Raw genomic sequence first — 21,379 nt, forward strand, 5'->3', positions numbered from 1 at the left:
CGGCACGGACAGCGCCAGGCAACCTAGTCTGGGCGGGTTCCCTCAGCAATATCCCGCGGTGCCTTGTGCTCGTTCCCGGGGGCATGTTCCTCGACGCGGACGCCCTCGTGGATATCGCGCGGTGTCTTGTGCTCGTTTTCGGGGGCATGCTCTTCGATGAACTCATCCACCGGGTCGGTGCCGTAGGCCTTCGCCTGGCGCTTTGCCGACACGCCGCGGAGGACTTCGACGCCGATGGGCAGGACCGAAACCAGGACGATGGCAATGAAGATGATGTCCAGGTTTTCGCGGACCCAGGGGATACGGTCACCCAGCAGGTAACCCAGGAGCGTCACGCCGCCGCCCCAGAGCACAGCGCCGATCACGTTGAAGAGGAAGAACTTCTTTTTGTTCATCTGGGCGACGCCGACGATGACGGGGACGAAGGTCCTGATGATCGGGACGAAGCGGGCCAGGATCAGCGCCTTGCCGCCATGCTTTTCGAAGAACGCATGGGCGTTCTCAACGTTCTCACGCTTGAAGAGGCGGGAGTTGGGCTTGTTGAAAATGGCCGGGCCGGCTTTGGAACCAATCAGGTAACCGGTCTGGTTTCCGATAATGGCCGACACCATGATCAACAGCGCAAAAAGCCACACGTTGAACTTGATGGTGCCCGTGGCCACCAGCAGGCCTGCGGTGAAAAGCATGGAGTCTCCCGGCAGGAAGAAGCCCACCAGCAGGCCGGTTTCCGCGAAGACGATGCCGCACACCAGCAGGACCACCCAGGGTGCCAGGGCAGGATCGGCCAGGAAGACCTGGGGGTTCAGCCAGTCGGGCAGGAAGGATGCCAGCTGTGGCTGCACCGGTCCCGCACCACCCAGCATGGACACAGCGAAGTCGTTCATCACAGGAAAGTTCACCACTCAAGGGTACTTGACGCACCCTCAGGCCCCGGCCGCTGCGGGGTTTCCCGCCCCATCCGGCAGGGGTGATATCCACGACAGGGCCGCACGGCTGACACGGGAAGGATGGTCCCCGGAGGTAAGGTTGGCCCGTGGGTTTGGACTTTACGGCGATCGACTTCGAAACAGCGAACGGATTCCGGGGCTCGCCCTGTGCCGTAGGACTGACGAAGGTCCGGGGCGGGAGGGTTGTCGAGGAAGCTTCGTGGCTGATGCGGCCGCCGGCCAACCATGACCACTTTGAATACCACAACGTGCGTATTCACGGCATCACTGCCCGGGATGTTGCCGGAAGGCCGCGCTTCGGGGAGCTTTTCCCCGAGATTGGCGCCTTCATCGGCGATGACATCCTCGCCGCGCACAATGCCGCGTTTGACCTGGGCGTCATCCGCTCCGGACTCGAGGTCTCAGGACTGGCCGGCCCGGCCTACGACTACGTCTGCACGGTGATGCTTTCCCGCCGGTGCTATTCGCTGGTGTCGAACTCCCTGCCGTTTGCCGCCGAGGAAGCCGGCGTGCCCCTGGTCAAGCACCACGACGCCGCCGAAGACGCGCGTGCCTGCGCAGGCATCCTGATCGACATCGCCGGCCGCAACGGAGCCAACAGCATCGCTGAGCTCTATCTTTCCCTGGGGCTCGTGATGCCGCGCCAGGAGGCCTTCGATCCGGCACGGGACGGGTTGTCCAAGCCGAGCCTGGCTGCGGTCACCAGTGCCGCGGGCGGAGCGGCGCTGGTCAGGCCGTTCCAGTCAGGCTGGCCGGAGGAGGGGGTTAACCCGGACCCCAACCCCGATGCCCACCCCGGCCACCCGCTGTACGGCCAGACGGTTGTTTTTACGGGACAGCTCTCCATGGCCCGGCCGGAAGCGAAGCTGCGGTCGGCGGAGGTCGGTGCCCGGCCCGAAAGCAGGGTCACCGGACGCACCACCGTCCTGGTGGTGGGGGACGGCTTTGTGGCCTCCGACCTCCGCTCCGGCAGGCTCACGGGAAAAGCCCGGCGTGTGCTGGAGCTCCATGAGCGCGGCCAGGCTATCGAGGTCCTGTCGGAGGGGGAGTTCCTGCAGATGGTGGGCAGCTTCGCCGCTGCCGCTGTCAGCGCCTAAGGCCTGCGCGCCGTGCAGGTTCACGCGGCGCAATAATTCTGCCTCCCGGCGCCGCCTCCACCTAACCTTGGCTCATGCGCCCGCTGTTTGCCTTCCCCAACCCCGTCAACGAGTATGCCGCCCGGGTGACGGCAGGGCTGGTTGTGCTGCTGGCCCTGGTTACCGCAGCCGCCGGGTCGGGATGGGGACTGCTGGCCATCGCCGTCGGGTTTTGGCTCAGGTTGCTCTTCGGCCCCCGGATCTCACCGCTGGCCCTGCTCTCCGTCAAAGTCATCACGCCCCGGCTGGGCCGGGTCAGGCTGGTTCCGGGGCCGCCCAAACGCTTTGCGCAGGGCATGGGAGCCGTGGTTTCCACTGTGGCCCTCGTCCTGTTCGTTGCGGGCGCGGCTCCGGCCGCCTGGACCGTGCTGGGAATCCTCATCGTTGCGGCGTCACTGGAAGCGTTTGCCGGCTTTTGCCTTGGCTGTGTGATCTTCGGATTCCTGCAGCGGCACGGCCTGATACCGGAAGATGTCTGCGAGGCCTGCAACAACGTCAGCCTTCGGCGGACGTAACCGCCACGAGCTGGTCGGCCATGCCGCGGATGACTTCCGGTGCCTCCAGGGCTGCAAGCCATTCGCCGGGCAGGCAGTCCTCGCCGTAGAAGGCCCCGAGGATGTTCCCTGTCAGTGCGCCAGTGGAATCACTGTCGCCGCTGTGGTTGACGGCCAGGGCCACGGCCTCGCGGAAGTGTTGCGCCGGGTCGGGATCGGTTGCGCCGGCGTCGGGAAGGGTAGCCAGGGCAGCGTAAAGCGCGACGGCGAGTGCTTCCTCAGCCACCCATCCCTCGCCAAGTGCCTGGACAAGTTCCTCCGGCGTCACGATGCCCTTGCCGGCCAGCCGGAGTGCGCCCTCCAGCCGGTCGGGCAGTTCTGGAGCCACCCCTTCGAAGCCGGTGGCGTGGGCGAGGGCTTCGGCGGCCGCTTCGCGCAACCCGTCACCGGCCACGAGCCGATGGATCAGCAGGCTGAAGGTTCCGGCGCTCTGGCGCGCTGACGGATGGCCGTGCGTCAGGGAGGCGGCGTCGGAACTCAACTTATAGACGGCGTCGGGCGTAATGTGCGGGATCAGCCCGAACGGGGCGGACCGCATCACTGTCCCGCACCCCTTCGACTCAGGGTTCACCGGCCGGACCGAGGTGCCCATTTCGCCCGTCGCCAGGCCGGAAATGCAGGCCTTGCCGGGATGCCGCCGCTGATGCAGGACCGGCTGCGCATCGATCCAGCGGGGCTGGGGCGCCGGGGCCGATGCCGGGGCCGCTTCGCCCTGCGTTGCGAGCCAGCGCAGGTATGCGAGCCACAGGCAGGCGTTGACGTCCGCGCCCACCCCCGAGTTCGCCCATTCCAGCGCCTCCACGAGGCCGTCCACGGTGTAAAGCGTCATCTGGGTGTCGTCGGAGAAGTGGCTCGTTCCTGCCAGGGCCTCGAAGCCGGTCACACCGGCTGCACCGAATCGGGCACGGATCCGGTCGATCGAGTCGAACTCCACTGCGTAGCCCAGGGAGTCGCCAAGTGCGCCGCCCAGCAGGCAGCCATGGATGCGGGACTTGAGGGAGGGTGTGGAAGTGTCCGGCTCGATGCTCATGCAGTAAATTTACCGTGGTGTGCCGGGGCCTTTTGACGCGTGCCGGCGCGAGCTGCCACCCTCTCAAACTTCCTGTCCAGCGAACCCACAGCCTGCGCTGGAATAATGCCCGGGTTGCCCGAGAGCAATCCCCGTCCGCCTACCTGAAGGTCGTCACCATGAGCACCCCTGCCCCGGCCCGTCACGACGCACTGCAGCCGTCCGGATCTGAAGCAGCCCGGCCAGGGCTCCTGCCCCGGTTGACCGCCGAGGCGTTCGGCAGCTTCTTCCTGGCAGTGGCCGGTCTCGGCGTGCCGCTGTTCAGCATTCCACAGTCCAGCCCGTTGCCTGCCGCCCTTGCCGCCGGCCTCGCGGTTACCGCCGCCATGCTCGCTTTTGGACACGTTTCGGGCGGCCATTTCAACCCTGCCGTCACGGCCGGCCATCTCCTCGCCGGCCGGATACGTGCAGGCGCGGCTGCCGCCTATGCCGGGGCACAGTTGGCCGGCGGTCTGGCGGGGGCACTGGCCCTCTACGGGATCCTGCGCACGCTGCCGGGGATTGCGGACAGCCGGACGGCGTACGACACGGTAACGGCCGGTTTTGGCGAACACTCCATCATCCAGGCGCCGCTGGCGGCAGTGCTCCTCCTGGAAATGATCGGAGCCGCAATCATTGTGGCCGTTTTCCTGGGTACGGCCGGCAGGGACAACACCAGCCGCTCCACCGCCGCAGTCTCGGTGGGGCTGTCCTTTGCCGTTCTCCTGCAGCTTGGCCAGTCCGTTGGGAACCTGCCTTTCAACCCCGCCCGGGCCGTTGCATCTGCACTCTTCAGCTCGGCGTGGGCGCTTGAACAGGTCTGGGTGTTTGTGGCCGCTCCGCTGGTGGGCGCTGCCGTGGCCGGGCTCGTGTTCAGGACTTTTGGCAATAGTTCCCCCTCCGCGGGGGCGGAAGCCGGAGTGACCGCCGCGGAAGGAACCGGCAGCGCAGCCCATGAGCCTGAAGCCGGAGAGGACCCAACCACCCGAAAGGACACGGCGGGTGCAGCCAGCGAAGCGCAGGAGTTCTTCGAGGGCAAGCGTGGTTGATCGCGGCACCTGTGAGCCATTTCCGGAAGTGTCAGTGGCAGCCGCTAGCTTAGAAACATGAGGTTACTTCACACATCGGACTGGCATTTGGGGCGGTCCTTCCACGGCGTCGGCATGCTGGATGCGCAGCGGGCCTTCGTCGACCAGCTGGTGGACGCCGTCACCCGGCATGCTGTGGACGTTGTGCTGATCGCCGGGGACGTCTACGACCGCGCCCTGCCCGGTGTGGATGTGGTCCACCTGCTTGACGACGCCCTGGTCCGGCTGACGTCGGCGGGAGCCCAGGTGGTGCTCACCAGCGGCAACCACGATTCCGCCATCCGCCTGGGCTTCGCCTCGCGCCTGCTGGAGCGCGGGGGAGTGCATCTGCGGACCAGGCTGGAGAGCCTTGACCAGCCCCTGCTGCTGCCAGCGGGCGCAGCGTCTGCCGGGGAAGCATCTGCAGGTGAAGCGGTAGTGGCCATCTACGGCGTACCCTGGCTCGAACCACGGCTCGTGGCGGAACAGTTGGGCGTCCAGGCCGCCAGCCACTTCGAGGTAACCCGCGCGGCTACGGAACGCATCCGCGAGGACATCGAGCGCCGCTCCGTGTCGCAAACAGTCCACTCCGTAGTGCTCGCCCATACGTTTGCCAGCGGCGGCATCAGCTCAGACAGCGAACGCGACCTCAGCATCGGCGGGGTGGGCGCCGTCCCGCTGGACCTCTTTGACGGCTTCAGCTACACCGCCCTGGGCCACCTGCACGGGCGGCAGTCCCTGTCGCCCCACGTCAGGTACTCCGGATCCCCGCTCGCGTACTCCTTCTCCGAAGCCTCCCACCAGAAGGGGGCATGGCTCATCGACATCGATGCCGACGGCGTGGCCGGTGTCCAGGAAGTCCTGTGGGATGCCCCGCGAACGCTTGCAGTGTTGCGTGGCCCCTTGGCCGAACTGCTCGAGTCGCCAGAACACTCGTGGGCCGAAACCGCCTACTGCCAGGTGACCCTGACGGACGCCCAGCGTCCTGCCCGCGCCATGGAACGTCTTCGTTCACGGTTCCCCGACACCCTGGTGCTGGGGTTTGATCCTGAGGGCGGACCTGGCGCCGCCCCAGCAACGTACAGCAGCAGGCTCGCGGAAGCCCCCGATGACCTCGGTGTATGCTGCGGCTTCCTGGAGCACGTGCGCGGACGCGTCCCGGACGACGCCGAAAAGGCCGCGCTCGCGGGCGCCCTGGAAAACGTCCGGCTCCAGGAGGTTTCGCGTTGAGGATCCACCATCTCCGCATCTCCGGCTTCGGTCCCTTTGCCGGCACCGAGGAGGTCGACTTCGACAGGCTGAGCGCGCACGGCCTTTTCCTGCTCAATGGCCCCACCGGTGCGGGAAAAACAAGTGTGCTGGACGCCATCTGCTTCGCCTTGTACGGGTCGGTGCCGGGAGCACGCCAGGACGGCAAACGCCTGCGCAGCGACCACGCAGAGCCCGGCCAGGAACCCGCCGTCAGCTGCGAATTTTCCGCGCAGGGCCGCCGCTTCGAGGTAACGCGTTCGCCTGCCTGGGAAAAGCCGAGCGCCAGGGGCAGGAACGGGTTCACCACCCAGCAGGCCAAGACCCTTCTGCGGGAACGCGTGGACGGCACGTGGATCGAAAAATCGGCACGGAATGACGAGGCAGGGGCCGAGATACTCGCCCTGCTGGGAATGGACCGTGAGCAATTTACCCGGGTGGTGATGTTGCCGCAGGGTGATTTTGCGGCTTTCCTGCGGTCGAAGGCCACTGACCGGCTGGAGCTGTTGCAAAAGCTTTTTGGCACTGAACGGTTCGAAGCGGTTGAACAGGAGCTGTTCCGCCAGGCGCAGGCGGCAAAGGAGCAAGTGTCTGTCCTTGCCGGCCGGCTTGAGCTCCTGGCGGCCCGGGCAGAATCCGAAGCGGCAACCTTGCAGCTTGACGAGGCCGATGGCCAGGCCACGGACAACCCCGCTGCAAGATTTGACTGGCTGAAGGATGCCGCCGCACAACGGTTGCGCGAACTGGCTGACCAGGCGCAAACAGCGGAATCGGCAAGCCATGAACGTGCCAGGAAGGTTGCCGCCGAGACCGCACGCCGGGACCGGCACCGCAGGCTGGAGGAAGCGACGGCCCGGCAGGCAGCCGTGCAGGACGCCGTGCCGCGGCTGGAGAGCCTGAAACTCCGGCTCGGCCGGCACCGGCAGGCAGAGGTACTCGCCGGTCAACTGCGCAGCGTGGACGCGGGAGCGGTCAAAGTCCGGCGCGCTGCCGACGCCATGGAGTCGGCTTTTACGTTGCTTCGCCTGGCCGCGGACGAAGACCCTGAACTCGCCCAGTTGGACCTCGGCTTCCCGGCAGACGACGCACTGGACCTCTCCGGGCCCGCGGCGGTTCCCGGCGCAGCTGACGAATTGAACCGGATCCGGTCCCTGCTGGCGGTGGTCGAAGCCAGGCTTCCGGACGAAGACCGGTTCAAAGCGCTCCGGTCGAAACACCAGCAGCTGGTGGCCAAACAGCAGGACCTTACCGAAGCCGGTGCCGCACTGGCCGCACGTGTGGAGAACCTCGCCGACGAACGGTCCCGCCTCACCGACGGGCTGGGGCCATTGGAAGTGCGGGCCGGAGTGGCGGCCCTGCGCGCGAAGGAAGCAACGGCGGCCGAGGAGTTGCTGGATGTGGTCCGGCGCTACGCTGCGGCCGCGACCGTCCGCGACGCGGCGAAGCTGGAACACGACGCCGCCCGGGAGAACCAGCTGGAAACCAAACGGCGCTGGCTTGACGTGAGGGAGCAGCGGCTGGCCAATGCCGCAGCAGAGCTTGCTGCCACGCTGGTGGAGGGAGAACAGTGCCCGGTATGCGGAAGCCTCGACCACCCCATGCCGGCGGCGGCGGAGGAGGGCGGTGCAGGACTGGTCCAGGAGGAGGAAACAGCCCACCAGCTCCACGAAGCCGCCGAAGCCGAATATGCAGCGGCCGGCCACACGCTGGCCGAGGCCAACCAGCTGGTCGCCGTCCTCGCCGGCCAAGGTGGAGAAACAGCCAAGGAGGAGGCCGCCGGCGCGGCCCGGGAAGCGCGCCGCGCCGCGGCCGACGCTGAACAGGCAGTTAGGGACCTCGCGGCGGCTCGGTCGCGGCTTGAAGCACTTGAAGCCGACATTGCGGCGGCACAGGCTTCCCGCTCCGCCACCGAGGCAGAGTTGGCACTGGCCGCGTCCACCCTTGCGGATGTGGCTGAACAGTCGTCCTCCCTGGACCACGCATTGGCAGGGCTGAGGGCAGGCCACCGCAGTTTGGCCCACAGGTTGCGTGCCCTGGAGAACGCTGCGGCGATGCTGGGCAAAGCGGTTGACGCCCAGGCCGAGCTGGGCTCTGCGAAAGCCCAGGCCGCGGAGGCACTGGAACAGCTGGAGCAGGCGTTGCCGGAAGCCGGGTTCGCCACTGCGGAGGAGGCCCGGAAACACTTGCTGGCCGCCAGTGAAGCTGCTGCCCTGGAAGCCGACATGCGGTCCGCCCAGGACGAAGCCGCAAGGGTGGCGGAGCTGTTCGCATCGGAGGACATTGTGCTTGCCCTTGAGGAGGCGGCTGCCGGGCTTGCACCGGATGAGCAGCAGCTCGCCGCCCTGCAGGCCGGGGCTGCAGCTGCCCTGAAGGAAGCCCGTGATGCGGATTTGGCAGCAGGCCTGGCCAGGCGCTGCCTGGAGTCGCTGACCTCCATCCGTACCGGCTATGAGGAATTGGCCGGGTCCGCCCGCGGGCCCGCCGAGCGTGCCCGCATGCTTTCCGGCCTGGCGGACGCGGCAGCCGGCAGGGGAGACAACACCTACCGCATGAGCCTGAACAGCTACGTACTGGCAGCGCGGCTGGAGCAGGTGGCCCTGGCGGCATCTGAACGCCTGGTGGCCATGAGCGACGGCCGGTACCTCCTGCAGCACACGGACGCAAAGGCGGCGCGCGGTGCGAAGTCCGGGCTGGGGCTTGAAGTGGTGGATCAATGGACCGGCCACCGCCGGGACACGTCCACCTTGTCAGGCGGCGAGTCCTTTATGGCGTCGCTCTCCCTGGCTCTCGGATTGGCAGACGTTGTCCAGCAGGAGTCGGGCGGGGTCGAGATCGAAACGCTTTTTGTGGACGAGGGCTTTGGGAGCCTTGACGAGCAGTCCCTCGAACAGGTGATGGACGCCTTGGAAGGCCTGCGGGACGGTGGCAGGGTAGTGGGACTGGTCAGCCACGTAGGGGAGATGAAGCAGCGGATTGGAACGCAGCTTCAGGTGCTGAAGACACGAAACGGTTCGACCCTGCGGATAGCGGAAGCCCTGGACGTCCAAAGCTGAGGGAGCGGGAAGGCCGGATATACTTGGAGGGTTACCGGGTTCGGCGCATCGGGAGGAGGGACGATGCGCATTACTGAACGAGCCCGAATTGAAATCCTCCACTTCCCTTTCACCTGGCCAGCCCTCCACTTCCGGGCAGTCCGCCCTTCCCGCAGCCCAGGCTCCTGCCAAACCGCAGCCTGCCTCCGGTGGCCGGTTCGCCAGGCTTCCACAACTTGCCGGCCGCGGCTTCCTTCCCCTGGGTCTTCTTGCCCGGCTGCCCTTGGCCATGCTCACGGTAGGCACCCTGACCCTCGTCACATCCAACAGCGGTTCCTATGCACTGGGCGGAACTGCCGCGGGTGCGGTGGGCATCGGGTCCGCGCTGGGAGCTCCGGTCCTGGGGTCCCTCGCGGACAGGCGGGGCCAACGTCCTGTCCTGTTGCTGGCTGCAGCCCTTAATACTCTGGCCGTCGTGGGACTGATCCTTACAGCCTCTGCCATGGGGGCACCGGCGGGCTTCCCGGCCGCCGTGCTGGCCGCTGCGTTCCTCGCCGGGGCCAGCTGCCCGCAGGTGGGCCCGTTGGCCCGCGTCCGGTGGATGGCGCTGACCGCGCAAGGCAATGCACCGGACAACCGGCGGGACCTGGACACGGCACTCTCCTACGAAAGCACAGCCGACGAAGTCACCTTTGTGCTGGGACCGGCACTCGTGGGCATCCTGGCCAGCCTCCTGGCTCCCTGGCTTCCGCTCGCATTGGCCGCGGCGATGACCATCACGCTCGTTCCCGCGTTCGCCACCCACCGGACCCATCGGGCAGTACCGGCGGCACGCCGCCGACCTTCACCAGCGGGACGCCGGGGGCGTGGCGGGATGCCGGCAGCCGTCCTTCTGCCAGTGGTCGCCATGGTGTGCATGGGCACGTTCTTCGGCTCAACGCAGGCGGCGTTGAGCTCCTTCTCCGCCAGCTATGCCACCTCGGAACTCGCCGGACTGCTGTATGCAGTCATGGGGCTAAGTTCCGCCGCTGCCGCCCTTTCGGTTGCCTATTGGCCGCAGCGTTTCAGCCTTTCCTTGCGCTGGGTGGTGTCCGCCGCGCTGATGGCAGGACTGGCCGTCCTCCTGCTGGTGCCGTCATCACTAGGCGCGATGGTGGCCGTGCTGCTGATCCTGGGTGTCCCGGTGGGACCGGTGATGGTTACCGTCTTCGCCGTCGGCGGAGTGGTGGCACCGGAGGGACGGCTGGGCACCGTTATGACCGCCCTGGCCAGCGGCATCGTGGCGGGCACCGCGCTCGCCTCGTCCCTGGGCGGCGGGCTGGCGCAGGGTCACGGCTACGCAGCGGCCTTCCTCGTTCCCGCCTGCGCGGCCTCCGCGCTGGCACTCCTTGGGGCCGCGGCCGTGGTCGTGCTTCGCCGCCGGCCCGCCCGCTGACACCGGCCTCAGGCCAGCTGGCGTTCGATTCTCGCCGCGCTCTCGGCCAACGCCGCGCCCACCGCTGAGGGTTCATGCGTGGAGCGGATATAGACGACGGCGAGTGCTGCCGGGCGGCCGCCCGGCACCCGGACGGGCGCGGCAAGTGAGGAAACCCCGGCGATGACCTCATCGTGGCTGGCCGAGTACCCGGTTCGCCGGGCCTCTGCGGCTTCGGGACGGTACGGGACGCCGGTCTCCAGCCGGTCCCACTCAGCTGCAGTCAGCGCGGACTGGATGGCGATGCCTGGCGCCCCCGCGTTGATGGGGTGCCTGGTGCCGGGATGCTGGGCTACCGTCGCGCCCGAATGCCGGGGCTCTACAGTCACCAGTGTGATGCAGTCGTGGTGGTCCCACAACGCCACAAAAGCCGTCATGTCCAGCGTGTTGGCCAGATGCGTCAGTTCGGGAAGCGCAGCGCTTTGGAGGTTCCGGGAAACGCTTCGGGCCAGGACGGCAAGGCCAGGTCCGGGCTGTACCCGTCCGCCGTCGTCCCGCACCAGCAGCGAATGGTCCTCGAGCGTGCGCAGGATGCGGTACGCAACGGAGCGGTGGACACCCATGGCATCGGCGAGCTCGGCGATGGTCATCGCTTCCGGCGCCGCCGCCAGGATCTCCAGGGCGCGGATGCCGCGGGAAAGCGTCTGGGAGGGCGAAGCCTGCGCCGGCGCCGCTCCGGCCGGGGCTGCGGCGGTGGGAGTCATGTTGTCCATCCTAGGTTGCTCTCGGCACGGTACAGCGGCGCTGATGTCGCTTGCCGTGCAGGCCGGGCATTCCGCAATGAGAAACGGCGGTTCAAATATAGAACTTCCAGCCCCGGCAGTCTATCGGGCGACAGGCTGTGGAGACACAATAAGAGCCCTCCGTCCGCAAATTCAGCCAGGGCGTGTCCTGCCTCACAGTTTCGTAGTACTCTTTCAACTAACTGACCGTTCTGTCGGTAATCCTGAAGGCGCCCGGCAGCATGCCTGCCGAATAAAACAATGGAGTTTCAATGACCACACCTTCGAAGGTGGATACACTCGCCGGTCCGAGCACCCGGCGTGAGGAGCGCAAAGTCCTTGCCGGCACCCTGGTCGGTACCACCATCGAGTGGTACGACTTCTTCATCTTTGCCCAGCTGACCGCAACGCTGCTCTCGCCCCTGTTCCTGGCTCCGCTGAACGAGTCCAACCCGGGGCTGGCGCAAATCCTCTCCTTTGCCCTGATCGGCATCAGTTTCCTGTTCCGCCCCCTGGGCGCAGTGGTTGCCGGACACCTTGGCGACCGGCTGGGACGCAAGGCAATGCTGGTCTTCACCCTGGTGATGATGGGTGCCGCCACTGCCCTGATCGGCATGCTGCCCACCTACGCGCAGATCGGTGCCTGGGCGCCCATCCTCCTGATCACCCTGCGCATCATCCAGGGCTTCTCCGCCGGAGGCGAGTGGGGCGGCGCAGCGCTGATGGCAGTGGAGCACGCACCCCTGAACAAGCGCGGCCTGTTCGGTGCCTACCCCCAGATCGGCGTGCCGATCGGCATGATCCTTGCCACCGGGCTCCTCTTCTTCCTGAACACCAGCATGTCCAGGGAGGACTTCGCGGCCTGGGGCTGGCGGGTTCCGTTCCTGCTCTCCATCGTCCTTATCGTGGTGGGCTACCTGATCCGCCGAGCTGTCGCTGAAAGTCCGGTCTTCCAGGAAATGGCCGCGCGGAAGCAGGAAAGCAAGGCGCCCCTGGGTGTACTTGTCCGCAGCCACAAGAGACCCGTCCTGTACTCCACCATGATTTTCATCGGCAACAACGCAGCCGGTTACCTGCTGATCGCCTTCTTCATCGCCTATGCCACCAGAACCCTGCAGATGCCTACGCCGCAGGTCCTCCTGGCCACCACCCTGGCCTCCTTCGGCTGGCTGATCTTCACCCTGGCGGGCGGCTGGCTGTCAGACCGCATCGGACGGGTCAAGACGTTCCTCACCGGCTACGCCATCATCTTCTTGTGGATGATTCCCATGTTCGCCCTGATCGACACCAGGAACATCTGGCTGTACGGCGTTGCATTGTTCGTCCTCACCGTCGGACTCGGCCTGTCCTACGGACCCATGTCCGCGATGTACGCCGAAATGTTCCCGGCCAATGTCCGGTACTCCGGCATCTCCATCGGGTACGCTTTCGGCGCCATCCTCGGTGGAGCCTTCGCTGCGACCATCGCCGAATTCCTGCTGCAGACCACCAAGTGGGCCGGGTCCATCGGCATCTACATCATGGTCCTTTGTGTCATCTCGGCCATTGGCGTGCTGCTGGCCAAGGAGACCAAGGGCCGCCCGCTGGGCGTCAGCCACCACTAATCCCCGCCGTTTCCCTAACCTCGCTTCGCTTCGGCCAGGGAACCCTAACGGCGTGGGCCCACCGCCGGTTCCCTAACCTCGCTTCGCTTCGGCCAGGGAACCCTAACGGCGTGGGCCCACCACCGTCCCCCTGGCGGCGCTTCGCTTCGGCCAGGGAACCCTAGCGGCGTGGGCCCACCGGCGTTTCTCTAACGGGGGCCATTCACAAACGGCGGCGGGCCCGGACCACGGTGGTCCGGGCCCGGCCTCGTATTCGGGGGCGTTGGGAATGCTTGACGATGCCTACTGCCTTAGGAAGCTGATGGCGTCATCGTCCGTGAGCTGTTCGAAATGCCGGTAGAAGCTGCCCACGGCGCGGAACTTGCCCGGAAGATGCAGGCACAGCACTGCGTCGCACGCCCGCTCCACGGAGGACGCGGCTTCTATCGACCCCACTGGGGCGGCGGCCACCACAGTGTTCGCCCCACCCCCGCGGACGGCTTCGATAGCGGCCCGCATGGTGGCGCCGGTGGCAAGGCCGTCGTCGATCAGCAGGACCGTTTTACCGGAAACATCCTGGTCCATTCCCGGATAGAGGTCCACCCGGCGCAACAGTTCGGCGCGTTCGCGCTGCTCCACCTCGTCCAGCAGTTCCTGGCGCACTCCGTGCTCAAGGACCCGGTCCACCAGAGGTTTGTTGAGCAGGCGGACCGTCCGGCCACGCGCCCACGCCAGGGCTCCATACGCCGTTTCCTGGTGTCCCGGGATCCCGAGTTTGCGCACCAGGACAGTTCCCAGCGGGAGGTAGAGGGCTTTGGCGGCCGAAGCTGCTACGGGGATACCGCCCCGGGCAAGGCCAAGGACGACGGTGTCGGGCCGCCCGCGGAACTGTGCGAGTACCGCGGCCAGCCTCTCGCCGGCCTCCGTGCGGTCTTCGAAGCGCGTCACCATGGCTCCCTCCCGGCTCTTTCCAGCCCTCACTTCAGCCTACCGCCGGGGAAGGGACAGCAGGAGGCAAGCGGCAGGGACGCGGAAGTATTTAGCGGGAAGTATTTAGCGGGAAGTATTTACACGGAGAGGAACGTGATGGCCGCCTGCTTGAAGGCCCGGCTGGTGACCGCATTGGTGTGGTTGCGGCCCGGCAGCATCACCTCTTCGACCATCGCCCCGGCATTGCGTGCGAGCCCCGCGAGTTGCGGCAGGCTGGCGGCGCGTTCATCCTTGTCGCCGGCCACCAGGAGCATGGGTACGTGGGGTACCGCCTCGGCAGGATCATAGGGTTCGGCCTTGATGGCTTCCACCAGGGAGAGCAGCGCAAAGATGTTGTTGCTGGGCAGCAGCAGGGCCATCTTGAGCAGCCGGGCGGTGGACTCGTCAGCGATCGGCGTCCCGTCCGCGAGGTAATCCTGCGCTGCAACGAGATCGAAGGCCGCGAGCGGATCCGCGACGTTCGGCCCGCCCAGCACCAGCCGGTGCACGATCTCGGGCTGCGTGGCGCCGAACTCCCAGGCGAGCCGGGAACCCAGGGAATAACCCACTATGTCCAGCCCGCTGGAAGGTTCGCCGTCGTGTAAAGGGCGCACACCGGCGTCGAACGCCACCTGGAGCAGGTCCGCCCGGATCCTGCTGGGGGAGTAGGAGTCCATGTCCTCCGGCGCCCCGCTGCGGCCGTGCCCGGGCAGGTCAACAGTGATAACGCGGCGGCCGGCGTCAAGCAACGCAGCCACCCAACCGGTGTCTTCCCAATTCAGTTTGCTGGAGGACGAGAAGCCGTGCAGCAGCAGAACGGGCCGGAGCCCGGCGTCCACCGCAGGCTCATGCACCCCCACATATAACTGGGGATCTGTTCCCTCTACAGTGTGCGAATGCTGCTCGCCGGTGTGCCTGCCGCTCATAGTGCCAGTCCTCATCAACTACGGCGCCCAGGCGGACCCGGCGCGTGGAAGCTCGTCCTTCGGCACTACTCTACCTGCCGGAAGTGCAGGTAATTCCACCCCGGATTCCGCCTTGCCGCCACGCCCCACCGGGTCTCACTATAAGCCGTTTTCGGCGGTCAGACCTGCACTCAACGCGGCTTATGTGGACCGGTGCGTCTTGGCGTTAAACCGACCGGCCAGGGCGCAGGCCACCGCGATCCCGGCAATCAGTCCGATGGTGCTGAAGAGCTGGATGCGGCTGCTCTCAGCGCTGAAGCCCACCGCGAAAATCAGGCCCAGCAGGACGAGCCCCACAATGGTCAAAACGGGGAAGCCCTTCATCAGCAGGGGCAGCGGCGTGCCCTCCCGGTCTGCCCGGCGCCGCAGGATCAGCTGCGAGACCAGCGCGCTGCCCCACACCACCAGGCAGGTGGACCCCACCAGCTGGAACAGGGCAGGAAGGATCCGCTCGGGAAACAGCAGTTCCAGGACAGTGGCGATAAAACCGAAGGCCACGGACACCCCAACAGCCAGCATCGGCACGCTGGCGCCGCTCAGCCGGGTGAGGAACCGCGGTGCTTCGGCCCGCTCTGCAAGGGAATAGACCATGCGGGAGGCCCCGTAGAGGTTGGCGTTCAACGCCGAAAGGAGCGCGACGACGGCCACCAGGGTGATGGCGGTTGCGGCGCCGGGGATGCGGGCGGCATCCAGAACGCCGGCGAATGGTGACGCGAGGCTTTCCGAGGTTGCGGGAAGGACGGCGGCGATCACGAAAACGGAGCCGATGTAGAAAACCAGGATGCGCCACACAACAGTCCTGATGGCTTTGCCCACGCTGTGTTCCGGATCTTCCGTCTCTGCCGCCGCCACCGAGACGATCTCCGTGCCGCCAAAGGCGAAGATCACCACAAAGAGGGCGGAGGCGATCCCGCCAAGGCCGGCGGGGGCAAAGTCAGACGTCAGGTTGGCCAGGCCAGGGGACGCAACGCCGGGCAACAGGCCCAGCAGCAGGGCGGCGCCCACCACCAGGAACAGGACGATCGCGGCGACCTTGAGGATGGCGAACCAGAATTCGAACTCACCGAAGTTCCGGACCCCCGTGAGGTTGATGGCGGTGAAGACGACCATAAAAATAAGTGCCAGCGCCCAGACCGGAATCACCGGCCAGATCGTAAAGAGAAGCCCGGCCGCTCCCAGCGCCTCGGCGGCGATCACCACCACCAGCTGCAGCCACCACAGCCACCCGATGGTGGCACCCGCTGTCTTTCCGAGCGCACGTTCGGCATACACGGAGAAGGCGCCGCTGTTGGGGTTGGCCGCAGCCATCTCGCCCAGCGCCCACATCACCAGGATGATCAGGGTGCCGGCCACCAGGTAGGAGATGAGCACTGCCGGGCCGGCTGCCTGGACCCCGGCCCCGGATCCCAGGAACAGCCCGGCGCCGATGGCGCTGCCCAGGCCCATCATGGTGAGCTGGCGGGGTTTCATGCTGTGGCCGAGGTGGCCCTGCGGACGCAGTTCGGTGGACTTCATCGTCATTTTGCTACTGGACCTTCTTGGGGTTGTGTGCGGTGGCTCCTCGTGGGACCTCTTGAATTTACCGTCTCCGATCCGGCTGCGGGTATTCGGCTCGTGGCCACTGCCGCCACTGCCGGGATGAGCCCTGGAAGTGTGGGCTGAAATATTTGGCAATTCAGCGGGTGCTGCCCGTAGAATTAGTTTTGGTCAAGGTGACCATAACTAACCGGGGCGCCAGCAACGAGGTCCCGCAGGCCAGAAGGCGGTGGACCATGTACTCGAGCTCGGCAAACGTTTCGGAGCGCCAGGCGGCCCCGCCTTCGCTGGCCATTTCCACTGTGATCTTTGCGCTGCGCCCCAGTGAAAGCTCCGGCCGGCCAACACTGTGGCTGCCCCTGGTACGCCGGATCCGGGAACCGTACAAGGGCCTCTGGGCGCTGCCCGGAGGCCCGCTCAGCCACACCGAATCCCTGCAGGACGCGGCAGCGCGGAACCTGGGGGAGACCACCGGCCTCGCTCCCAGCTACCTGGAGCAGCTGTATGCCTTCGGCGGTCTCCACCGCTCACCCACCCAGCGGGTGGTCTCGATCGTGTACTGGGCGCTGGTTCAGCCCACTGAAGCGGCGCTCGCGGACGAGTCTGAAAACGTCCGGTGGTTCCGTGCGGACCGGCTGGGGGACCTGGCCTTCGACCACAACGCGATCGTGGACTACGCACTCTGGCGGCTGCGCAACAAGCTGGCCTACGGCTCTGTGGCCTACCACCTGCTGGGCGAATACTTCACCCTCGCCCAGGTCCGGGAGGTCTACGAGGCAGTGCTGGACAGGCAGCTGGACCCCGCCAACTTCCGCCGGCAACTCAAGTCCACCCCGGACATCGAGGAGACCGGCGAATACCTCCAGGGCGGCAAGCACCGCCCTCCCCGCCTCTACCGCTTCACCGGCCGGCCCGGCCTTGACCCAGACAACAGGAGCACACCATGAGCAGCGTCAACACAGCAATCCAGCTGATCACGCGCGAACAGGCCGAAAAAGGCGCAACCGCAAAGGGCAGCACCTGCAGCCCCGCGCTGGCCAAGGGTCCGTGGGACTACGATCTTGCAGAGGCGCTCGCCGGCATCCCGGCCTACGGGCCGGGTGCTTCCAGCGCTGACGTTGCACCTCCGGCCACCCCCCGCCAGGGGCAGTTGCCGGAAGAGTACAAGCTGGCCAGTGACGCCGAGCTGGGAGAGAAGATCCTGGCCGCGAAGGCTGCCCTGGGGGACAGGGCCGTCATCCTGGGGCACTTCTACCAGCGCGATGAAGTCATCCAGTACGCCGACTTCGTGGGTGACTCCTTCCAGCTGGCCAACGCCGCGCTGACCCGGCCGGATGCTGAGGCCATCGTGTTCTGCGGCGTCCACTTCATGGCCGAAACCGCTGACATTCTTTCGGCGCCGGACCAGGCCGTTATCCTGCCCAACCTGGCGGCCGGCTGCTCGATGGCAGACATGGCTGATGCCGACTCCGTGGCTGAGTGCTGGGAGCAGCTCGAGGAGATTTACGGCACTGAGCCCGACGCCGACGGGCGGGTTCCGGTCATTCCTGTCACCTACATGAATTCCTCCGCAGCCCTGAAGGCTTTCTGCGGTGAGCACGGCGGCATTGTCTGCACCTCCTCAAACGCCAAAACTGTCCTTGAGTGGGCGTTCCAGCGGGCCCGGCGGGTGCTGTTCTTCCCGGACCAGCACCTTGGCCGCAACACCGCCAAGGCGCTGGGCGTGCCCCTGGAACAGATGCCAATGTGGAACCCGCGGAAGGACCTGGGTGGCAATGACGAACAGGCACTGCTGGATTCCAGGGTCATCCTGTGGCACGGGTTCTGCTCGGTACACAAGCGGTTCAACGTAGCCCAGATCGACAAGGCGCGGGCCGACTTTCCCGGCGTCCAGGTGATCGTGCACCCGGAGTGCCCCATGGAGGTGGTGGACGCCGCTGATTCTGCCGGTTCAACGGACTTCATCAAGAAGGCGATCGCGGCAGCCACGGAGCCCACCACGTTCGCTATCGGTACGGAAATCAACATGGTGAACCGACTCGCGGCAGAGTACCCGCAGCACACCATCTTCTGCCTTGATCCCGTTATCTGCCCCTGCTCCACCATGTACCGCATCCACCCCGGCTACCTTGCCTGGGTCCTCGAAGAACTGGTGGCCGGGCGCGTGGTCAACCGGATCACGGTCGCGGATTCAGTGCAGGACCACGCCCGGACAGCACTCGAGCGTATGCTCGCGGCCAGGCCGTAATGACAGGGCCGGCTTTTATGCCTCCTGTTGAGGGTGGCGGTACGCCCGGACCCGGCGGGGCGTCCCGCGGCCGCAACCTTGCCGGCCGGCCGCGGCTGATCGTCGTCGGCAGCGGGATCGCCGGCCTGTACGCTGCCCTGCTGGCCACGGATGCCGGTGCCGACGTGGTGCTCCTGAGCAAAGGAAAGCTTCGCGACAGCAACACCTGGTACGCCCAGGGCGGGATTTCTGCGGTGCTGGACGGGCCTGCTCCGGGTGACACGGTGGCTGCCCACATCGCGGACACGCTCCAGGCTGGCGCGGGGCATTGCGACGATGCTGCCGTCCGGCTGATGTGCGCGGAGGCGCGCCGCGACATCGCAGGGCTACAGCGGTTTGGTGTGCATTTCGATTGCGGTTCCGACGGCGGCCCTGCGCTCGGGTTGGAAGCGGCCCATTCTGCCCCGCGCATCCTCCATGCCGGCGGCGACGCCACCGGGGCAAAGGTAGCCGGGGCCCTGATCCGGGCAGTGCTCGCGCGGCAGGCGGAGGGGACACTGACGGTCCGAACCTCAGCGCACGCAACATCCTTGCTGCAGCAGGACGGGAAAGTTGTTGGAGTGGAAGTCCTCCACCACGGCACCATTGCCGCCGTGCACGCGGACGCCGTCCTGCTGGCAACCGGAGGAGCGGGCCAGCTGTTTGCCCAGACCACCAACCCGGCAGTGGCAACGGCCGACGGCCTTGCGCTCGCAGTCCGCGCCGGAGCTGAGGTAGCCGACCTCGAGTTCTTCCAGTTCCACCCCACCTGCCTTGTTTCCGGGGCCGGTGCCGCGAACGCGGCCACGGCTCCGGGCCTCGACCGGGATCCGCTGCTCATTTCCGAAGCTGTCCGCGGCGAAGGCGCACTCCTCGTCGATGGCAACGGGAAACGCTTCATGCGGGCCTACCACCCGGACGCTGAACTGGCGCCGCGCGACGTCGTGTCGCGCAGCATCGCCCTGCACCTGGCCAAGCTCGGCGACCCCAACGGCCACGTCTACCTGGACGCCCGCGCCATTGAGGCGGGCAAGGGACAAGGATTCCTGGCGAAGCGCTTCCCCACCCTCACGGAAAGGACGCTTGCGGCGGGCATCGACTGGACCCGTGAATTGGTCCCCGTTGCTCCCGCCGCCCACTACTGGATGGGTGGAGTGCACACCGACCTGCACGCCAGGACCACGGTTCCCGGGTTGTACGCAGCCGGGGAAGTGGCCTGCACAGGCGTCCAGGGCGCAAACCGGCTGGCCAGCAACTCCCTCCTTGAGGGACTTGTTTTCGGCCGTCGCGCTGTTGAAGACTTCCTGGCAGGTGACGACGGCGGTGGCTGGGGGGCGCCGTCCCAGGCTGTTCCTCCGCTCGCTCCCCACGATCCCCCTAACCTCGCAAGCTCGGCCAGGGAACCCGGATCGTGTGGGCCCACGGCCGCGGGCGGCCTCCCCTTGACGCTCGCTTCCGGAACACCCTCGGCCGACGCCGGGCAGCGCACCTTGGGTGCCGTCACCTTCCCTGCTGCATTAGAAGGCGGGCCGGCCGCATCTGCTACTCCACGTGGGAGTCTGCTGGCCAACTTCGGTGGGGACAGGGAGGGGGATCGAGGTCTCGAAACTCCGTTCTCTCGGGAAGCCCTTCGACGGTTGATGACTGCCAAAGCCGGGGTGCTTCGCCATGGGGTGTTGCTTGGGGAGGCGGCGGAGGCTCTTGGCCGGTGGGCCGCCGTCGTACGTCCTGGTGCTGTTCCCGCTGGCGGGCACGCCCGGGACCACGAGGACCGCAACCTGCTGCTGGCTGCCCAGTTGCTGGTCGCTGCCGCGCTTGCCCGCCGCGACTCACTGGGGGCGCATTACCGCAGCGACGATCCCGAAGAACCCGATACGAATTCCCTCCGCCCGAAAGCGAGCCTCCTCAATGACTGAACACTCCGTGATGGAACAGGCCACCCGCAAACAGGCGGCCCCCGCACTCACCCTGGCTGCGGCGCCGGTGCGGGAGATCCTGGAGCGGGCCTTCGCGGAGGACGCTCCTGCCGGGGACATTACCTCCCAGCTGCTGATTCCCGCTGATGCACGTGCCACGGCCGTACTGAACGCGCGGGTGCCCGGAGTTTTCAGCGGCGCCACGGTGTTCCGGGACGCCATGCTGCTGGTTGATCCGGACACCGACGTGGAGCTGTTGCTCGGGGACGGAGAAAAGTTCGACGCCGGCACCCACCTCGCGCGGGTGAGCGGCAGGGCCAGGTCTGTGCTGCTTGCCGAACGCGTGGCCCTGAACCTGGTGCAGCGGATGTCCGCCATCGCCACGAGGACCGCAGAGTTTGTTCGGCTGACGGAAGGCACGGCCGCCCGAATCACCGACACCCGCAAGACCACGCCCGGGCTGCGGATCCTGGAGCGGTTCGCAGTGCGCTGCGGCGGCGGCGCCAACCACCGGTACAGCCTCTCCGACGCCGTCTTGGCCAAGGACAACCACCTGGCCGTGATGACGGGCGGGGATCCGGCCAGGCTCACGGCGCTCCTCGCCGCAGCCAAAGCACAGCTGGGGCACACTACGCACTTTGAGGTGGAGGTGGACCGGATGGACCAGATCGAGCCCGTCCTGGCGGCCGGTGTGGACACCATCATGCTGGACAACTTCACGGTTGAGGAGCTCGCGGCCGGCGTGGCCCTGGTCGCCGGGCGCGCGCGGGTGGAGGCCAGTGGAAACGTGAACCTCGGGACGGTGGCGGCGATAGCGGCCACGGGAGTCGACGTCATTTCCGTTGGCGCCCTTACCCACACCGTGGCGTCCCTGGACCTCGGGCTGGACGTCGAACTGACTGCCGAGTGACTTTCC

General features: G+C 66.8%; 17 protein-coding genes. 11 read left to right on the forward strand and 6 right to left on the reverse strand.

Annotated elements, in window-relative coordinates:
- Positions 1–23: 23 nt before the first annotated feature.
- Entirely contained in the window at positions 24–884 is an 861-nt protein-coding gene (locus M8J71_RS14875; RefSeq protein ID WP_256249004.1) for a DedA family protein, read from the reverse strand.
- A 149-nt stretch (positions 885–1,033) separates the two neighbouring features.
- On the opposite strand from M8J71_RS14875, the gene M8J71_RS14880 reads away from it, so the two are divergent.
- On the forward strand, positions 1,034–2,044 hold the full coding sequence (locus M8J71_RS14880) for an exonuclease domain-containing protein (RefSeq protein ID WP_256248608.1): 1,011 nt from the start codon (positions 1,034–1,036) through the stop codon (positions 2,042–2,044).
- Between the two features lie 74 nt (positions 2,045–2,118).
- On the forward strand, positions 2,119–2,598 hold the full coding sequence (locus M8J71_RS14885) for a DUF4395 domain-containing protein (protein ID WP_256248609.1): 480 nt from the start codon (positions 2,119–2,121) through the stop codon (positions 2,596–2,598).
- On the opposite strand, the gene M8J71_RS14890 is transcribed toward M8J71_RS14885, so the two are convergent.
- A complete protein-coding gene (locus M8J71_RS14890) occupies positions 2,579–3,667 on the reverse strand; it encodes an ADP-ribosylglycohydrolase family protein (protein WP_256248610.1) in 1,089 nt (362 codons plus the stop codon). The genes M8J71_RS14885 and M8J71_RS14890 overlap by 20 nt on opposite strands.
- A gap of 158 nt (positions 3,668–3,825) precedes the next feature.
- Here M8J71_RS14890 and M8J71_RS14895 point away from each other — a divergent pair, with 158 nt between their 5' ends.
- From M8J71_RS14895 to M8J71_RS14910, 4 genes are all read left to right on the forward strand, one after another.
- The gene (locus tag M8J71_RS14895) at positions 3,826–4,734 is read left to right on the forward strand and encodes an aquaporin (protein ID WP_256248611.1); all 909 of its coding nucleotides are present in this window, start codon (positions 3,826–3,828) and stop codon (positions 4,732–4,734) included.
- Between the two features lie 57 nt (positions 4,735–4,791).
- A complete protein-coding gene (locus M8J71_RS14900; protein WP_256248612.1) occupies positions 4,792–5,982 on the forward strand; it encodes an exonuclease SbcCD subunit D in 1,191 nt (396 codons plus the stop codon).
- Positions 5,979–9,053 carry an AAA family ATPase gene (locus M8J71_RS14905; RefSeq protein WP_256248613.1) on the forward strand — a complete coding sequence of 1,025 codons (3,075 nt, stop codon included), beginning with the start codon at positions 5,979–5,981 and terminating at the stop codon, positions 9,051–9,053. Before M8J71_RS14900 ends, M8J71_RS14905 begins: the two co-directional genes overlap by 4 nt.
- Before the next feature lie 88 nt (positions 9,054–9,141).
- Positions 9,142–10,467 (forward strand): MFS transporter, encoded by a 1,326-nt coding sequence (locus M8J71_RS14910; RefSeq protein ID WP_256248614.1) that lies wholly within the window; start codon positions 9,142–9,144, stop codon positions 10,465–10,467.
- 8 nt (positions 10,468–10,475) lie between these two features.
- On the opposite strand, the gene M8J71_RS14915 is transcribed toward M8J71_RS14910, so the two are convergent.
- Positions 10,476–11,210, reverse strand: a complete 735-nt coding sequence (locus M8J71_RS14915) for an IclR family transcriptional regulator (protein WP_256248615.1) — start codon at positions 11,208–11,210, stop codon at positions 10,476–10,478.
- A 290-nt stretch (positions 11,211–11,500) separates the two neighbouring features.
- On the opposite strand from M8J71_RS14915, the gene M8J71_RS14920 reads away from it, so the two are divergent.
- Positions 11,501–12,832, forward strand: coding sequence for an MFS transporter (locus M8J71_RS14920; protein ID WP_163162563.1), 1,332 nt, complete (start codon positions 11,501–11,503; stop codon positions 12,830–12,832).
- Positions 12,833–13,114: 282 nt separating this feature from the next.
- On the opposite strand, the gene M8J71_RS14925 is transcribed toward M8J71_RS14920, so the two are convergent.
- The 3 genes from M8J71_RS14925 to M8J71_RS14935 form a co-directional block, all read right to left on the reverse strand.
- Positions 13,115–13,762 (reverse strand): phosphoribosyltransferase, encoded by a 648-nt coding sequence (locus M8J71_RS14925; RefSeq protein ID WP_256248616.1) that lies wholly within the window; start codon positions 13,760–13,762, stop codon positions 13,115–13,117.
- A 116-nt stretch (positions 13,763–13,878) separates the two neighbouring features.
- Positions 13,879–14,706 (reverse strand): alpha/beta fold hydrolase, encoded by an 828-nt coding sequence (locus M8J71_RS14930; RefSeq protein ID WP_256248617.1) that lies wholly within the window; start codon positions 14,704–14,706, stop codon positions 13,879–13,881.
- 180 nt (positions 14,707–14,886) lie between these two features.
- Entirely contained in the window at positions 14,887–16,266 is a 1,380-nt protein-coding gene (locus M8J71_RS14935) for an amino acid permease (RefSeq protein WP_256248618.1), read from the reverse strand.
- A 251-nt stretch (positions 16,267–16,517) separates the two neighbouring features.
- Here M8J71_RS14935 and M8J71_RS14940 point away from each other — a divergent pair, with 251 nt between their 5' ends.
- From M8J71_RS14940 to nadC, 4 genes are read left to right on the forward strand one after another with little or no spacing between them, the layout of a single operon-like run.
- Positions 16,518–17,228 (forward strand): NUDIX hydrolase, encoded by a 711-nt coding sequence (locus tag M8J71_RS14940; RefSeq protein ID WP_163162571.1) that lies wholly within the window; start codon positions 16,518–16,520, stop codon positions 17,226–17,228.
- Positions 17,225–18,529, forward strand: coding sequence for a quinolinate synthase NadA (gene nadA / locus M8J71_RS14945; protein ID WP_256248619.1), 1,305 nt, complete (start codon positions 17,225–17,227; stop codon positions 18,527–18,529). Before M8J71_RS14940 ends, nadA begins: the two co-directional genes overlap by 4 nt.
- A 17-nt stretch (positions 18,530–18,546) precedes the next feature.
- Entirely contained in the window at positions 18,547–20,463 is a 1,917-nt protein-coding gene (gene nadB / locus M8J71_RS14950; protein WP_256248620.1) for an L-aspartate oxidase, read from the forward strand.
- Positions 20,456–21,373, forward strand: a complete 918-nt coding sequence (gene nadC, locus M8J71_RS14955; RefSeq protein WP_256248621.1) for a carboxylating nicotinate-nucleotide diphosphorylase — start codon at positions 20,456–20,458, stop codon at positions 21,371–21,373. The genes nadB and nadC overlap by 8 nt, the downstream gene beginning before the upstream one ends.
- Positions 21,374–21,379 lie beyond the last annotated feature (6 nt).

Source organism: Pseudarthrobacter sp. R1, assembly GCF_024494415.1.
GTDB lineage: Bacteria > Actinomycetota > Actinomycetes > Actinomycetales > Micrococcaceae > Arthrobacter.

What these genes read in the sequence shown, in the direction of transcription:
- M8J71_RS14875 (WP_256249004.1), bottom strand. Translation starts at nt 884, where the DNA reads ATGAACGACTTCGCTGTGTCCATGCTGGGTGGTGCGGGACCGGTGCAG.
- M8J71_RS14885 (WP_256248609.1), top strand. Translation starts at nt 2,119, where the DNA reads ATGCGCCCGCTGTTTGCCTTCCCCAACCCCGTCAACGAGTATGCCGCC.
- M8J71_RS14890 (WP_256248610.1), bottom strand. Translation starts at nt 3,667, where the DNA reads ATGAGCATCGAGCCGGACACTTCCACACCCTCCCTCAAGTCCCGCATC.
- M8J71_RS14895 (WP_256248611.1), top strand. Translation starts at nt 3,826, where the DNA reads ATGAGCACCCCTGCCCCGGCCCGTCACGACGCACTGCAGCCGTCCGGA.
- M8J71_RS14900 (WP_256248612.1), top strand. Translation starts at nt 4,792, where the DNA reads ATGAGGTTACTTCACACATCGGACTGGCATTTGGGGCGGTCCTTCCAC.
- M8J71_RS14915 (WP_256248615.1), bottom strand. Translation starts at nt 11,210, where the DNA reads ATGACTCCCACCGCCGCAGCCCCGGCCGGAGCGGCGCCGGCGCAGGCT.
- M8J71_RS14920 (WP_163162563.1), top strand. Translation starts at nt 11,501, where the DNA reads ATGACCACACCTTCGAAGGTGGATACACTCGCCGGTCCGAGCACCCGG.
- M8J71_RS14925 (WP_256248616.1), bottom strand. Translation starts at nt 13,762, where the DNA reads ATGGTGACGCGCTTCGAAGACCGCACGGAGGCCGGCGAGAGGCTGGCC.
- M8J71_RS14930 (WP_256248617.1), bottom strand. Translation starts at nt 14,706, where the DNA reads ATGAGCGGCAGGCACACCGGCGAGCAGCATTCGCACACTGTAGAGGGA.
- M8J71_RS14935 (WP_256248618.1), bottom strand. Translation starts at nt 16,266, where the DNA reads ATGACGATGAAGTCCACCGAACTGCGTCCGCAGGGCCACCTCGGCCAC.
- M8J71_RS14940 (WP_163162571.1), top strand. Translation starts at nt 16,518, where the DNA reads ATGTACTCGAGCTCGGCAAACGTTTCGGAGCGCCAGGCGGCCCCGCCT.
- nadA (WP_256248619.1), top strand. Translation starts at nt 17,225, where the DNA reads ATGAGCAGCGTCAACACAGCAATCCAGCTGATCACGCGCGAACAGGCC.
- nadB (WP_256248620.1), top strand. Translation starts at nt 18,547, where the DNA reads ATGCCTCCTGTTGAGGGTGGCGGTACGCCCGGACCCGGCGGGGCGTCC.
- nadC (WP_256248621.1), top strand. Translation starts at nt 20,456, where the DNA reads ATGACTGAACACTCCGTGATGGAACAGGCCACCCGCAAACAGGCGGCC.